This window comes from Rhodococcus sp. WWJCD1 (genome assembly GCF_002258735.1).
GTDB lineage: Bacteria > Actinomycetota > Actinomycetes > Mycobacteriales > Mycobacteriaceae > Rhodococcoides.
Map to the genome: position 1 here is coordinate 592,512 of NZ_NOXY01000020.1, position 14,857 is coordinate 607,368.

The window sequence follows — 14,857 nt, forward strand, 5'->3', positions numbered from 1 at the left end:
GCTCGTCGATGCTTCTGCTCGAGAACAGTATTGTTGCGGGAACTTGTTCGGCCCGGGGCGGGAACTTCTATCAGTGGATCGGTGGTGCGTGTCATGAGCGAAGGCGTCACCAAGGACAGTGTCGTGCGCGACGGCATGCTCGACGAGGCCGTGACCGACGAGCAGCGCGCGGCGGTCGCGGAGTTCGTCGCGTCGGTCCCGATGGCGGCGATGGTCCATTCCATGCAGTTCGAGGTGGTCGGTGCCAACACGCTGTGCGAGGAGGTACTCGACTGCCCGGTGGAGGGCATGCTGGGTCGTCCGGTGGCCGATTTCGTTCCGCTCGGGGACCGCGCGTCGGCCAAGGACATGGCGATGCAGCTCGACAACCGATACCCCGCGGCCGGCTCGTCCGACGGCGGTCGTCCGATCGGAGCTCTTCGTCGAGTACGGCGCAGCGACGGTGAGGTCGTCTCTTGTTGGATGCATGTGGGGATCTCGACCATCCTCGGACGGCGGTTCATCGTCGCGCTACTGGATCTGGTCAATCCCGTCGTCGACGACACCGTGCACTGGCGCGATCGCGCCGAACGCGACGACCTGACCGGCCTGCTGCGGCGGAGTCCCCTGTTGGCCCACGTCGACGAGTGGATCGTGGCCGATCGCCCCGTAGCCCTGGCGTTCGTCGACGTCGACCGCTTGAAGTCGATCAACGACGCTCACGGTCATCCTGCGGGAGATGCCGTCCTCGAGGCAGCTGGGCGTCGACTGCAACAGTGGTCGCCGCGCGGCAGCGTCGTCGGTCGTTATGCCGGAGACGAGTTCGTGTTCGCGGTGACCGACGCGGTCGGTGGCAGTTCACTCGACGCCGCGAGACTGGCCGAATCTGTGCGGAACGCAATCTGCAGCGAACCGGTGCCGTTCGGATCTCGATTGCTCGGGGTATCGGTGAGCGTGGGCGTCGCGGTGCGAGAACCCGGCGAATCCAGAGATCGGCTCATTCAACGCGCCGACGAACTGATGTACCGAGACAAGGCATCCGGGCCCGCCTGACGGGTGCTCAGAACAAGACGAGCCACACGGCAACCAGGTGGCAGATCGCCGCCAATACCGTTGCGGCATGGAAGAATTCGTGATGGCCGAACGTCGTAGGCCATGGGTTCGGCCACTTGGTGGCGTACAGCACGGCTCCCACGCTGTAGAACACCCCGCCCACCAGCAGCAAGAGGAACGGTGCGTAGCCGACGTGTTCGATCAGGGTGGGGGCGACCGGTACGATCGCCCAGCCGAGGATCAGGTACAGCGGAACACCGACCCAGCGGGGAGCGGTGGGCCACAACATCTTCAGAGCCACTCCGGCAAAGGCCCCGAGCCACACGATGATCAGCAATGTGCGTCCGGTCGAGGCGGGCAGGCCCAGCACGGCAAACGGGGTGTAGCTGCCGGCGATGAACAGGAAGATCATCGAATGATCGGCGCGCTTCATCCAGATCTGCGACGCCGTGGTCTTCCACGGCACGCGGTGGTACGTGGCGCTGACCCCGAAAACCCCGCAGACGGTGATGGCGTAGACGCCCGTCGCGAGCCCCGCGCTGACCGAGACCATGCTGAACGCAAGCGTGACGAGCGTGATCGCACAGACCACCGCCACACAGAACGCGTACAGGTGAATCCAACCGCGCATGCGCGGTTTGACGGGTATCTCGTCGAGTCCGAACATCGTCATGTCGATTGCCTCCCGTGCCGCCGCCGTGAACCTACGCAACCGTAGGTTCAGACGCTACTGTACCGGCCGCCCGCTCGCAGACGTCGGCGTAAGGTAATCCTCCGTGGTGATGAGAGCAGCGGTGACGAAGTAGTGGTGATCATTCCGCAGAAGGTGCGCGGCGTTCTCTACAACGTGTACGAGCGGCGTCTGCTGAGCCAGCTCGAGGGGGTGCAGCACCCGCGGCACGTGGCAGTGATGTGCGACGGCAATCGCCGCTGGGCGCGCGAGAACGGGTTCACCGACGTCGCGCACGGCCACCGCATGGGCGCGCTGAAAATCGCCGAGATGCTCGGCTGGTGCGACGCCGCCGGAATCGAGATGGCCACCATCTACCTGCTCTCCACCGAGAACCTCCGCCGAGACGCGGACGAATTGGATTCGTTGCTCGACATCATCACCGACGTCGTCGAGGAAATCTGCGGGCCCGAGATGAACTGGGGCGTCAAACTCGTCGGCACCCTCGACCTGCTGCCCGCGTCGACCGCGCGTCGACTCAAAGAAGCGGCCGCGCTCACCGAGGGACGGACCGGAACACACGTCAACGTCGCCGTCGGGTACGGCGGTCGACAAGAAATCGCCGATGCAGTGCAATCCCTGGTGAGCGAGAAGATCGCCGAGGGCGTCACCGGAGACGACCTGATCGCCTCCATCAACGTCGACGGCATCGACAGTCACCTCTACACCTCCGGCCAGCCCGATCCCGATCTCGTCATCCGTACGTCGGGCGAACAGCGACTGTCCGGCTTCCTGCTGTGGCAGAGCGCGTACTCGGAAATCTGGTTCACCGAGGCCTACTGGCCCGAATTCCGTCGCGTCGACTTCCTGCGCGCTCTGCGAGACTTCGCCGCCAGACACCGGCGCTTCGGTATCTGACGCTTCGGTATCTGACGTGCACAGGACCTCGTAGCCTGCTACGAATTTCCACTCACGACCCGGGGCGACGCACTACGTACTTACCTCTGTATTGCTACGTAATCTGTGGCGCGATCGGCGCGAGGCTCGGAAAATTTCCGATCGTGGACTACAACGTGCTCGGACCCATGGTGGTGCGCGACGGGATCGGCGTGAAGGCGCTCGGTGGGCTCAAGCAGCGGGCCGTGCTGGCGGTGCTGCTCGTGGAAGCGGGGAACGTCGTCGAATTCGACCGGTTGATCGATCTCGTCTGGGATCGTCGTCCGCCGGCCAAGGCGTTGGCGTCGTTGCGTGCGTACGTGGCGAATCTGCGACGAGTCCTTGGTGCGGACGACGGTGCCCGGCTCGTCACGACGTCCTGGGGCTACCGCTTGGACCTGGGTGCAGACCGAGTCGATCTGCGTGAGTTCGAGATGCTCGCGGCCCGCGGCCGTGATGCATTCGGGCGCGGCAGGTTTGCCGAGGCAGACGGTCAGTTCGGTCGTGCGCTGGCGTTGTGGCGAGGCCCCGCCTTCGTAGAGTTCGGTGATCTGGGCTTCGCCGTCGACGAGCGGGTGCATCTGGACGAGGTGCGCGCCGTGGTGCTGGAATCGGCATTCGAGGCCCGCCTACACCTCGGTCGACACGAGACGGTGATTGCCGAGATCGAGCGCGCACTACGGGTCTCGCCGTTGCGCGAACACCTGTGGGGCCAGCTGATGATCGCCCTCGATCGGTCGCACCGGACGGCAGAGGCGGTGGTTGCCTTTCGGCGGGCCGAGACGATTCTGCGGACCGAACTCGGGGTGGCTCCCTCGCGCTACCTGCTCGACATCGAGGCCTCTCTCTACACCGGTGTCGCGGTCAATCGAGCAGTGAGCCTCGTAGCGATGTGAGCTCGGCGCGGGTACTGATGCCCAGCTTTCCGAAGATGCGATTGAGGTGGGTCTCGACGGTGCGGATCGACAGCACGACGGCGTCGGCGATATCGCGGTTCGACAGGCCGGAAGCAGCGAGGGTCGCGATCTGACGTTCGCGGGTGGTCAGAGCCGCGTCTCGTGTTCCGTGCAGGAGCGGGGTGCTCGGATGTCCACACCGCTCGGTGAGCACGTGGCCCTGCCTTCCTGCGGTTGCGGCTGCGCGAGGGTTGCTGCGCAACAGAAGATTTCGTGCGTGGAAGTACATCTCTGCGGCGTGCAGGTCCAGGCCGTGCTTCTCGGCGCTCGCAGCCACGGACACCGCCTGTTCGGCCACTGACTGCTCCGATACCGAACTATCCGAACTGTCAGACCCGGGCGATGCGGCGAGAACCTCGACCATGCGTACCTCGGTGCGGACCAGGTCACCCTCGATCAGACTCGACAGGGAGTGGACGGGGGCCAGCACCGCGGCCGCCGCACCACAGCGGGCGGCGTCGACGTAGGAGAACAGAGCGGGAAGATGATGGTCGATGGCGGCGTGCGCCTCGGCCGAGGCGACGAGCAGCTCGCGCGCCCGGCCGACGTCTCCGCGGGCTGCCGCAGCCCAGCCCAGTGCCGCGAGCCGTGTCCCGCGAGCTCCGAACAATGCAGGCGAGGCCGGGTTGTCGAGGTCAGCGGCCTCGATGAGATCCGATGCCTCCTCCGCGCGTCCCGCGAGTGCGAGAGCACGGACCAGATCGCACGCCACCATCGGCTCCATCGACCGCTGGCCGAGCGTGCCCGCGAGTGTGTAGGCCTCCGAGCACCAGCGGATCGCCTCGGCCGCGTGGCCCTGCGAGAGCAACACACCTCCGCGGGCCCACCCGAACCACGCCTGCTGCAACGGCGAGAACTGTTCCACCGCTTCGTCGTACCGGTACCGAGCGAGCGCCGAGGCCTCCTCGAAGTTGCCGGCACAGGCGATCGTGAAGCATCGCGTCAGATCCAAGACCGTTGCCGCGGGGTTGTCGGGGCCGGGCTGCACGCGGGCGAGGGCGGAGAATGCGGCCGACAACCGGCCGACGACGGTGGCTCCGGCAGCAACGGCGAAACTGGCCGAGATCAGCGTCGCACCCTCCAAGTCGTCCATCAGCGGTTCGAGCAGGGCCAATGCGCCGGCAGTATCGCCGATAGCGTGCATCATCAGGCCACGCTGCGCTCGTAGTTGCGTTCGGATACCGGGGTCGACGATGGCGAGCTCGGTACTCGCGTTCAGGGCCAGCGCCCGCGTCGGATCCGCCAGCCGCAGCACCATGTTGTCGGTGCACGCGCGCACCGCCGTCGCGCGGCGGATGTCGTTGTCGGACCTGCGTAGTAGCTCGTCGAGTCGCTGCTGAGCAGATGCGGTCAGGCCGAGCTGGCTCTCTGCGGTCGCAAGAATCAGCTGAGCGTCGAACCCGCCGCCGGCCTCGGCAGCAGCCGAGGCCAGCTCGAGCGTCGTCTCGGGAGGAACGAAACGCCACGACAATCGGGCCGCCTCCACAGCCGTCTGCGCATCGAGTGCGACGCCGGCGTGGATACGCAGCAGTGCGGCGATGACGCGCTCGCGGGGGCCGAGGCCGTCGGTGGAGGCGTCGAGAGCGTCGGCCACCGTCAGGCTCAGCCGTCGTCTGCGCAGCGTGGCCATGTCTTCGGTACGTACCTGTGCGGTGATCGGTGTCGCGAACGTCACCCGGTCGACGTTGTGCTCGGTACGGACGGTGAGAACGCCGGCCGATTCGAGTTCCTCGATCAGACGCGGATCGATCACCGCGGCAGCGGCTCCGAACACCAGGGAACCGGCCAGGGCGACGATGTCGAGCGCATCGGCGATCTCGGTGGCTGCCGCATAGTCGGCGAGTGCGACCACCTCGGCCAGATGATCGCGCACCACATCGGCCAGACCGGCGGAGACGGGCAGAGGAGAGGCGAGCCGCCACACGCGCGACGAGACCGTCAGGGCCTGCCGCTCGACCGCGGTCGTCACCAGATCACGCAGCACGACCAGATTTCCCGCGGACAATGCGGTGACGGCGAAAAGCGCCGCACTGTCCACGATCTCGTCATCTCGACGAAGCATGGACTCCATCAGGGATCGGCTCTGCTCGGGGGTGAGCGGCTCCAGATCGATGCGGTCGACCAGGCCGTCCTTCCACAGGCCGTCGAGCACCGGGGTGCGACGTCGGCCGGCACTGACACTGAGCAGAATGAACAGGCCCTTCGAGCCGATGCGGCGGGCCAGGAGCTCGATGGTCGAATCGGCCAGCCACTGGGCGTCGTCGATGACCACGACCGTGCGTCGGCCGCTGTGCGCCTCGGCCAGAGCGGCGGCCAGCGCCCGGTCGGATTCGACGGGGACGAATCCGGTGCCGGTCGGCATCACCGTCACCACTCGGTGCGGATGCCAGCCGAGACGCACCAGCGACCGCACCGCCTCGGTCAGCAGTCGGGTACGGCCGACTCCGGGCGCGGCTTTGACCGCCATTCCGCCGTACGTGCGGGCGGCATGCAGAATTCGCGCCGACTCGTCGTCTCGACCGATCAGCGGAACCTCGCCGATCGTGCGCCTTTCCAGCGTCATTGCTGGATTATGGTCTACAACTTCCGCAGGCGCAGCCGGTTGATCGCGTGGTCGTTGTCCTTGCGCAACACCATGGTCGCTCGCGGTCGCGTCGGCAGGATGTTCTCCACCAGATTCGGCAGGTTGATCGAATGCCACAGATCCTCGGCGGCAATCTGCGCGTGGTCGTCGGACAGGCCGGCGTAATGGTGAAAATGCGAGGACGGATCGGTGAACGATGTCTTGCGCAACGCGAGAAAACGCTTGACGTACCAGCTCTCGATGTCCTCGATTCGAGCGTCGACGTAGATGGAGAAGTCGAACAGATCCGAGACCATCAACCGAGGCCCGGTCTGTAATACGTTGAGTCCCTCCACGATCAGGATGTCGGGCTGCCGGACCATGTGGTACTGGCCCTTGACGATGTCGTACGAGACGTGTGAATAGACAGGCGCGCCCACCTCTTCGGTCCCGGACTTGACCTCGGTCACGAACCTGAGCAGCTTGCGCCGGTCGTAGCTCTCGGGAAAACCCTTGCGGTGCAGGATCCCTCGACGCATGAGCTCGGCCGTCGGATACAGGAATCCGTCGGTGGTGACGAGGTCGACCCGCGGATGATGGTCCCATCGGGCCAGGAGTGCCTGCAGCACACGGGCTGTCGTCGACTTGCCGACGGCGACGCTGCCCGCGACACCGATGACGAAGGGGACCTGACGATCGGGATGCTTTTCGCCGAGGAACGTTGCAGTCGCAGCGAAAAGCCGCTGCCGGGCCGCGACCTGGAGGTGGATCAAACGCGCCAGGGGCAAGTAGACCTCGGCCACCTCGTCGAGGTCGATCTGTTCACCGAGACCGCGCAGCCCGATCAGTTCTTCCTCGGTGAGCACCAAGGGCGTGGATTGGCGCAGCGTGCGCCACTGCACACGGTCGAACTCGACGTACGGGCTGGACTCGCTCACGCACGGCTCCAACCACAGTCGTTCCGCAGGCTCCACTCTTGCCACATCGGAGATGCTGAGGGTCCGGCTGAGCTCCCGTGGAGCGCGAGTCGCATGGTTTCCGATTGTGCTCGGTGCCGGTGGATCGCGCACGGGCGGGGTCGTTCGCCGTACTAGGGTTCGGGTATGGATGCTGCTTCCCTGGTACGCGAATACCTGCTGCTCGGCCTCAGTTTCGACCGCCTCGAAGACGGCTTCGTCGACGCATATACGGGCGATCCGGAGTTGCGCAGAATCACCGAGAACGCCCCCGCGCCGGAGCCCCGCGAGCTCGTTCGTCGAGCGCAGACGCTGCGCGCAGAGCTCGGCAACGTCGATCTGACACCCGAGCGCACGACGTTCCTCGACGTCCACCTGCGCGCTCTCGAGTGTTCGGCGCGCAAGTTCGCCGGCGAGGACATCGGGTTCGTCGACGAGGTGGACGCCTACTTCGATGTCCGCATCGCCCCCGGCGATCAGGACCAGTACCTGCAGGCGCACCGCAAGATGGACGAGGTACTCGCCGGTCCCGGCTCGCTGAGCGAACGGCTGATCACCCATCGCCGTGCCGACGTCATTCCGGCCGACCGACTGCAGGACTGCGTCGAGGCGTTCTCCTCCGCGCTACGCGACCGCGTCCGGGCCGAGTACACGCTGCCGGACACCGAGAAGGTCACCTACGAGGTCGTCGGAGACAAGCCCTGGTCGGGATTCAACTACTACCTCGGCAACTTCCAGTCCACCGTCGCGATCAACTCCGACATCGAGCAGCAGATGGCCAATCTGCCGCACCTGATCGCGCACGAGTCGTACCCCGGACACCACACCGAGCACTGCCGCAAGGAGACGGGGCTCGTCGGTGCAGGCCAGCTCGAGCAGACGCTGTTCGTGGTCAACACTCCGCAGTGCCTGATGGCCGAGGGGCTGGCCGACCATGCTCTCGGCGCGATCGTCGGTGAAGGCTGGGGCGCGTGGGCGCAAGAGATCTACGCCGACCTCGGACTGCGCTTCGACGGTGAGAAGGCCGAGCGCCTGTCATCCGCGTCGAGCCAGCTGTTGGGGGTGCGTCAGGACGCCGCGCTGTTGCTGCACGATCAGCACAAGAGCGAGGACGATGTGGCCGCTTACCTGGAGCGGTGGTCGTTGGCCTCACCTCAGCGCGCCCGGCACAGCCTGCGCTTTCTGTCCTCCCCGCTGTGGCGGGCGTACATCAGCACCTATGTCGAGGGCTACAAGCTGCTGGCCGGTTGGCTGGACCAGGGAACGACCGTCAGCGAGCGTGCGCAACTGTTCGGCAGGCTCCTCGACGAGCCACTGACACCGGGCGCACTACGCGTCTCGTAAACTGGCCGAGTCCCTTACTGTGCTGCCCCCTTTTCTGCTGTCTTTTGGAGACTCCTGTTATGACTGACGTCAACAACCTGTCACTGGCCGAACTCGATCCCGAGGTCGCCGAGGCGATGGCCGGTGAGCTGGGACGTCAGCGCGACACCCTGGAAATGATCGCGTCGGAGAACTTCGTCCCCCGTGCGGTGCTGCAGGCCCAGGGCAGTGTCCTGACCAACAAGTACGCCGAGGGCTACCCGGGCCGCCGTTACTACGGCGGTTGCGAGCACGTCGACATCGTCGAGGATCTCGCCCGCAATCGCGCCAAGGAACTCTTCGGTGCCGAGTTCGCCAACGTGCAGCCGCACGCCGGCGCGCAGGCGAACGCCGCGGTGCTGATGGCGCTGATCAACCCGGGCGACAAGATCATGGGCCTGGACCTGGCTCACGGCGGCCACCTCACGCACGGCATGAAGCTGAATTTCTCGGGCAAGCTCTACGAGGTCGAGTCCTACGGCGTCAGCAAAGAAGATCACCGCATCGACATGGACGAGGTGCGCAAGCAGGCCATCTCCGCCAAGCCGCAGGTGCTCATCGCCGGCTGGTCGGCATACCCGCGCCACCAGGATTTCGCAGCCTTCCGGTCCATCGCCGACGAGGTGGGCGCACTGCTCTGGGTCGACATGGCGCACTTCGCCGGACTCGTCGCAGCAGGGGTGCACCCCTCGCCCGTGCCGTACGCCGACGTCGTCTCCTCGACGGTGCACAAGACCCTCGGCGGACCGCGCTCCGGCATCATCCTGGCCAAGAAGGAATGGGCCAAGAAGCTCAACTCCGCAGTGTTCCCCGGGCAGCAGGGCGGGCCGCTGATGCACGCCATCGCTGCCAAGGCCGTCGCCTTCAAGATCGCGGCGACGCCGGAGTTCAAGGAGCGCCAGGAGCGCACCCTGCTCGGCGCATCGCTGCTCGCCGAGCGCCTCACCGGAGCCGACGTCGCCGACAAGGGCGTCTCGGTCCTCACCGGCGGCACCGACGTCCACCTCGTGCTCGTCGACCTGCGCAACTCCGAGCTCGACGGCCAGCAGGCCGAGGACCTCCTGCACGAGGTCGGCATCACCGTGAACCGCAACGCTGTGCCCTTCGACCCGCGCCCGCCGATGGTCACCTCCGGCCTGCGCATCGGCACCGGCGCATTGGCCACCCGCGGATTCGGCGAAGCCGAGTTCACCGAGGTCGCCGACATCATCGGTACCGCTCTGGCGACCGGTCAGGCCACCGACGCTCTGAAGGAACGCGTCGTGAAACTTGCGCAGAGCAAGCCCCTGTACGAGGGCCTCGAAGACTGGGGATTGTTGGGCTGATCGACGCGCCCACCCCGCCCGCGTCAATGGACCATTGCACCGCTCAGACGTGTGCAATGGTCCATTCACGCAGCACCCCGGTCCGCGTCAATGGACCATTACACCGCCCAGACGTGTGCAGTGGTCCATTCACCCATCCGCGTCGGATCGATGTGGCTTTCAGTCGATCTGAGTGCAACAAAGCCGCATTGATCCACCCGGGGGAGGGCACTTTCGTCACCGGTCGGCCGGCGACCTGGGGCGATGTCGACGTAACGCGTTGTTCACCGACACGCCAGACTTCCAGCGAGCCGAACCTCGAGTTCGGCGGTACCGTCGGCAGTAACAGGCAGCGGGGAAGCTACCTGTGCGGGAGGTTCTGATACGTGACTGAGCTAGTGAGCGCGAGAGGGCCGGTACCCGGTCCTCGTGTCACCTGACACATCGGACCCGACCGGCCGAGCGACAGAGTTTGCGCGGTGCCGCGCAGACGTAGGAGCCCCACGTGACCACTTCACGCTCCGTTTCCGCCCCTCTTCGGACATTCGTGCTCGATACCTCGGTCCTGCTCTCGGATCCATGGGCAGTCATCCGGTTCGCCGAGCACAATGTGGTACTTCCGTTGATCGTGATCAGCGAGTTGGAGGGCAAACGCCACCATCACGAATTGGGATGGTTCGCGCGGGAATCCTTGCGCATGCTCGACGACCTTCGTGTCGAATTCGGCCGACTCGACCAGCCGGTTCCCATCGGAACATCGGGTGGCACACTGCAAGTCGAGCTCAATCACACCGATCCTTCGGTGCTTCCCGTCGGTTTTCGTACCGACTCCAACGACTCCAGAATCCTCGCCTGCGCCCTGAATCTGGCGGCTGAGGGCAAGGATGTCGTGCTGGTCAGCAAGGACATTCCGTTGCGCGTCAAGGCCGGTGCCGTCGGTCTTCCCGCCGACGAGTACCACGCTCACGACGTGGTGCCGTCCGGCTGGACCGGCATGACCGAGCTCGACGTGCCGTCCGAGGCGGTCGACACACTGTTCAACGACGGTGTCATCGACCTCGCAGAGGCGCGAGACCTGCCGTGCCACACGGGAGTTCGACTTCTTGCCGGACGGCAGAGTGCGCTGGGCCGCGTCACGCCCGACAAGCAGATTCAGCTCGTACGCGGTGAGCGTGAGGCATTCGGCCTGCACGGCCGTTCGGCAGAACAGCGAGTGGCGCTGGATCTTCTGCTCGACGAGAGCATCGGCATCGTCTCGCTCGGTGGAAAGGCCGGCACCGGCAAGTCCGCTCTGGCGCTGACGGCCGGACTCGAGGCCGTCCTCGAACGTCGCTCGCATCGGAAAGTTGTTGTGTTCCGGCCTCTTTACGCCGTCGGTGGCCAGGAGCTCGGCTACCTCCCCGGCAGTGAGAGCGAGAAGATGGGGCCGTGGGGCCAGGCGGTCTTCGACACCCTCGAAGGCCTCGCGAGCCCGGAGGTCATGGAGGAGGTCATCGCCCGCGGAATGCTGGAAGTGTTGCCGCTGACGCACATTCGCGGTCGGTCGCTGCACGATTCCTTCGTCATCGTCGACGAGGCGCAGTCTCTCGAGCGAAACGTGCTACTGACGGTACTGTCGCGACTGGGTTCGGGCTCACGCGTCGTACTCACACACGACGTCGCGCAGCGAGACAACCTGCGCGTCGGGCGACACGACGGTGTTGCCGCCGTCATCGAAAAGCTCAAGGGACACCCGCTTTTCGCGCACATCACCCTCACCCGCAGTGAGCGTTCACCGATCGCCGCACTGGTGACGGAAATGCTGGAGGAGTTCGGTCCTTCAGGAGCTTGACCCTACGTCAGAGTGGAGCCTGCGGGTCATTCCGCAGGCTCCACTCTTGCCGCATGGTCATTCCGCAGGCTCCACTCCTGCCTCGTAGCCCGCTACGAAGTGCCGCTCACCTGGTCACCGGCCGATTAATGTGCGAAATGCGCCTCGCGCAACACCTTTCAGAAAATCGACGGTGTCGAAGTAGTCTCGCCACACGGCCACCTTGCCGTCGCGCAATTCGAAGGTTCCGCACACCCAGAACTCGATTCGAAGCCGACGCCAGATCAGGGCATCGGTGCGTTCGGTGAGGACGATGTCTCCATCGGCTGCGATGTTGTGCATCGTGACGTCGAAGCCGAACGTCGGCTTGGCCAGCAATGCCAGGAACCTGCCGACATTCGAGGTGCCGCGCACCTTCGGAAGCCCGACGTTGTGCCACACGATGCGGTCGTCGAGAAGGGCCAGTGCGTGATCGGTGTCGCGAAGCCTCAACGCGTCGAACAGATCTTCCACGATCTCGGTTGCCTGCTGTGTGCCGGTCACTTGGTGAATCGCCCCAATCCATCGCCGTCGAAGAACTCCAGTGTGACCGTGTTCGCGTTGAACGTCGCCTGGGAAATGGTTCCGTCGGGCGCATTCTCACCGGTCGGCTCGAACGTGAACGTGTCACCGTCCCAGGGCGACAACTCGTACGAAGTCGAGTTCGGTCCGAGGGACAACACCAACTTACCGTTGACCTCCGTCACCGTCGCCGGCCCCCAGTACGTGTTCTGGTAAACGCCGGTGTACGACGAGAGAGGCTGTGGTGCAGCGGCATTCGTGGGCGCGGTCTTACCTGCGAGCTCGCCTTCCGGCTCACTCATTCCGGCGAAGGCATTCTTGTACAGTGTTCGCCAGTCCTCACGCACCTCGCCGAACTGGACGAGGTCCGCGAACTCAGCGGTCACGGTTTCGGCGATGCCGAGGGGCGCGGCGTTGGTCAGGACAACGATGGCGACATCGAGCGACGGAATCCATAGAAAATTGGTGCCTGCCCCGAGCGCGAAGGCTCCCGAATGGCTCACCGTCGTGCGCCCGGCCGCACTGGTGGAGACGTTGAATCCGTACCCGTAGTAGCCCGCGCGCGAATCCGGTGATGCGGACGGGCTCGAGACGATCTGCGCGCTGACGGCAGGAAGGAGAGCGTCGGGTTCGACGATCTTCGCCCCGTCGTAGGTGCCGTCGGCGATGAGCATCTTCAGCCACTTCGCGAGGTCGTTCACCGACGAGCTGACGCCACCGGCGGGCGTCTGCGGATCGGGTTCGCGTTGATACTTGGCCTGATACTCACCGTCGACGAGGACGTGAGGCACGGCTCGGTCGGCCCTGGCGATGTAGTCCGAGAACGACGAGCTGGTCGAGGTCATGCCGAGCGGGCCGTAGATGGTGTCCTGGCTGAGGGTGTCCCAGTCCTTGCCCGACGCCGCAGCGACGGCCTCGGCTGCGGCGGTGATCCCGAAATTGGTGTAGTGGTAAGTGGACCGGAACGGGTCGAGCGGCACCTCGCGCAACCGCTCCAGGATTTGCCTGCGGTCGTAGCCGAGGTCCTCGAGCAGATCGCCCTCGTGCTCGGGCAGACCGCTTCGGTGCGCGTAGAAGTCGCCGACCGTGACGTTCTGAGTCACCCACGGGTCGTCGAGCGCAAACCACGGCAGTTGCGAGACAACCGGTGTCGACCAGTCGATCACGCCAGCGCCCACCTGCGACGCAACCACCGTCGCACCCACCGACTTGGACAGCGAGGCCAGCTGGAACACCGAGTCGGCGTCGACCGGGTCGTCCTTGCCCATCTCGCGAACGCCGAAGCCCTTGGAGTAGACGACGTCCGAACCGTGCACGACGGCAATGGCCATACCCGGAATGTTCGACGACGCCATCAGCTCCTCGGCGATGCCGTCGAGCTTGCCGACGGCCTCGTCGATGCGGCCGGCCGGAACGTCCACGCCGGAGACCTGGCCGGGGGACAGATCCTCGGTCGGCACCGGCTCGGAGGTCGGTGGACTTTCTGCGGCGGGTGCGTCGTTCGAGCACCCGACCAGCACGATCATCGAGCACGCAACACAAAGACACAGAAAATTTCGACCCGACCGCATCACGAGAAGTCCTCACGTCGATGGCTGGATGCACTGAGAATAGACCTGCGTCCACCTGGCGTTAGGAGAAATCACAGAGGTCAGGGGCATGACGTCGGGCGCTGGAGTGCAGGCGCTACGGTTACCACATGTCTACGAACCTGTCCGACGGTGATCTGCTGGTCCGTTTGGAGCCCGCGGTCGAAGAGAATCTACGACGCCACATCGAGGTAGCGAGCGAGTGGCACCCCCACGACCTGGCACCGTTCGACGAGGGCAAGAACTTCGCCTTCCTCGGCGGCGAGGACTGGACGCCCGAGCAGTCGCACCTCAGCGACGTCGAAATCCTGGCCGCAACGGTCGCAGTCCTGGTGGCCGACAACCTGCCCGCCTACCACCGCGAACTGGCCCATGCACTCACCGGCCTCGGTGCCTGGTGGAAGTGGACCGGCCGATGGACGTCGGAGGAGAACCGGCAGTCGATCGTGCTGCGCAACTTTCTGGTACTCACCCGCGCCGTCGATCCGGTCGCGCTCGAGCGCGTCCGGATGGAGCACATGACACTCGGCTACGACGCGCCGAGCCATCATCTGCTCGATATCCTGGCCCACTTCGCCATCGAGGAAGCTGCCGCCGCGCTGCGTCACCGCAACACGGTTGCCCTCAGCAAGGATCCGGTACTGGCTACCATCCTCGGCAAGATCGCCGACGACGATGCGCTGCAGTCGACGTTCTACGCCAACATCCTGAATGAGGCCTTCGCCGTGGTGCCGGATCAGGCCGCGCGCGCAATCGCAGATCGCGTCAACGGGTTCGCGATCCCCGTCGTCGACCTGCCCGAGCGCGGTAACAGCACCGTCGCACTCGCCGAAGCCGGCATCTACGACGCCGATCAGGAACGCGAGAAGGTGTTCAAGCCCCTGCTCGCCGGCTGGAAGATCTTCGATCGCACCGATCTGGGCGAGGACGGGCTGAAGGCACGCGAGGAACTCGCACACCTGGCTTGAGGTTCGGCCCCTTTCGAAAGCGTGAATGGTCCATTGCACACGTCTCGGCGGTGTGCACCGCTCCCCGGAAGTTGGACTGAGTAATTCAGTTCCGACTACTGGGGAGCGTGTGCATGCGTGTACGAAGTTCACTTACAGAGGATCAGCGGG

12 protein-coding genes are annotated in these 14,857 nt (G+C 65.3%); 7 read left to right on the plus strand and 5 right to left on the minus strand.

Features of this window, described 5'->3' with window-relative positions; translation table 11 throughout:
* Positions 1 to 93: 93 nt before the first annotated feature.
* Complete coding sequence (locus tag CH286_RS15180; RefSeq protein WP_094609583.1) at positions 94 to 1,032, plus strand: sensor domain-containing diguanylate cyclase; 939 nt, start codon at positions 94 to 96, stop codon at positions 1,030 to 1,032.
* 7 nt (positions 1,033 to 1,039) lie between these two features.
* Here the strand turns inward: CH286_RS15180 and trhA are convergent, their stop codons facing one another.
* On the minus strand, positions 1,040 to 1,705 hold the full coding sequence (trhA, locus tag CH286_RS15185; protein ID WP_032380520.1) for a PAQR family membrane homeostasis protein TrhA: 666 nt from the start codon (positions 1,703 to 1,705) through the stop codon (positions 1,040 to 1,042).
* A gap of 132 nt (positions 1,706 to 1,837) precedes the next feature.
* Between trhA and CH286_RS15190 the strand changes: the two genes are divergently transcribed.
* Together CH286_RS15190 and CH286_RS15195 are read left to right on the plus strand one after the other, a co-directional pair.
* Positions 1,838 to 2,620 carry an isoprenyl transferase gene (locus CH286_RS15190; protein WP_032380521.1) on the plus strand — a complete coding sequence of 261 codons (783 nt, stop codon included), beginning with the start codon at positions 1,838 to 1,840 and terminating at the stop codon, positions 2,618 to 2,620.
* A gap of 143 nt (positions 2,621 to 2,763) precedes the next feature.
* The gene (locus CH286_RS15195; protein ID WP_094609584.1) at positions 2,764 to 3,534 is read left to right on the plus strand and encodes an AfsR/SARP family transcriptional regulator; all 771 of its coding nucleotides are present in this window, start codon (positions 2,764 to 2,766) and stop codon (positions 3,532 to 3,534) included.
* Here CH286_RS15195 and CH286_RS15200 read toward each other — a convergent pair.
* Complete coding sequence (locus tag CH286_RS15200) at positions 3,503 to 6,157, minus strand: helix-turn-helix transcriptional regulator (protein WP_094609585.1); 2,655 nt, start codon at positions 6,155 to 6,157, stop codon at positions 3,503 to 3,505. The two genes, CH286_RS15195 and CH286_RS15200, sit on opposite strands and share 32 nt — an antisense overlap.
* A 14-nt stretch (positions 6,158 to 6,171) precedes the next feature.
* A complete protein-coding gene (gene coaA, locus CH286_RS15205) occupies positions 6,172 to 7,107 on the minus strand; it encodes a type I pantothenate kinase (protein ID WP_176457345.1) in 936 nt (311 codons plus the stop codon).
* Positions 7,108 to 7,260: 153 nt separating this feature from the next.
* Between coaA and CH286_RS15210 the strand changes: the two genes are divergently transcribed.
* The 3 genes from CH286_RS15210 to CH286_RS15220 all read left to right on the plus strand — a co-directional run bounded on the left by CH286_RS15210 (position 7,261) and on the right by CH286_RS15220 (position 11,610).
* Positions 7,261 to 8,457: a DUF885 domain-containing protein gene (locus CH286_RS15210; protein WP_094609586.1), complete on the plus strand. Its 1,197-nt coding sequence runs from the start codon at positions 7,261 to 7,263 to the stop codon at positions 8,455 to 8,457.
* Between the two features lie 59 nt (positions 8,458 to 8,516).
* A complete protein-coding gene (gene glyA, locus CH286_RS15215) occupies positions 8,517 to 9,800 on the plus strand; it encodes a serine hydroxymethyltransferase (RefSeq protein WP_032401993.1) in 1,284 nt (427 codons plus the stop codon).
* A gap of 484 nt (positions 9,801 to 10,284) precedes the next feature.
* Positions 10,285 to 11,610 (plus strand): PhoH family protein, encoded by a 1,326-nt coding sequence (locus CH286_RS15220; RefSeq protein ID WP_170944747.1) that lies wholly within the window; start codon positions 10,285 to 10,287, stop codon positions 11,608 to 11,610.
* Positions 11,611 to 11,724: 114 nt separating this feature from the next.
* Here the strand turns inward: CH286_RS15220 and CH286_RS15225 are convergent, their stop codons facing one another.
* The gene (locus CH286_RS15225; RefSeq protein ID WP_441347120.1) at positions 11,725 to 12,132 is read right to left on the minus strand and encodes a limonene-1,2-epoxide hydrolase family protein; all 408 of its coding nucleotides are present in this window, start codon (positions 12,130 to 12,132) and stop codon (positions 11,725 to 11,727) included.
* Complete coding sequence (locus CH286_RS15230; protein ID WP_094609588.1) at positions 12,129 to 13,721, minus strand: serine hydrolase; 1,593 nt, start codon at positions 13,719 to 13,721, stop codon at positions 12,129 to 12,131. Before CH286_RS15230 ends, CH286_RS15225 begins: the two co-directional genes overlap by 4 nt.
* Positions 13,722 to 13,849: 128 nt before the next feature.
* Between CH286_RS15230 and CH286_RS15235 the strand changes: the two genes are divergently transcribed.
* Positions 13,850 to 14,707, plus strand: coding sequence for an acyl-ACP desaturase (locus CH286_RS15235; protein WP_037153528.1), 858 nt, complete (start codon positions 13,850 to 13,852; stop codon positions 14,705 to 14,707).
* Positions 14,708 to 14,857 lie beyond the last annotated feature (150 nt).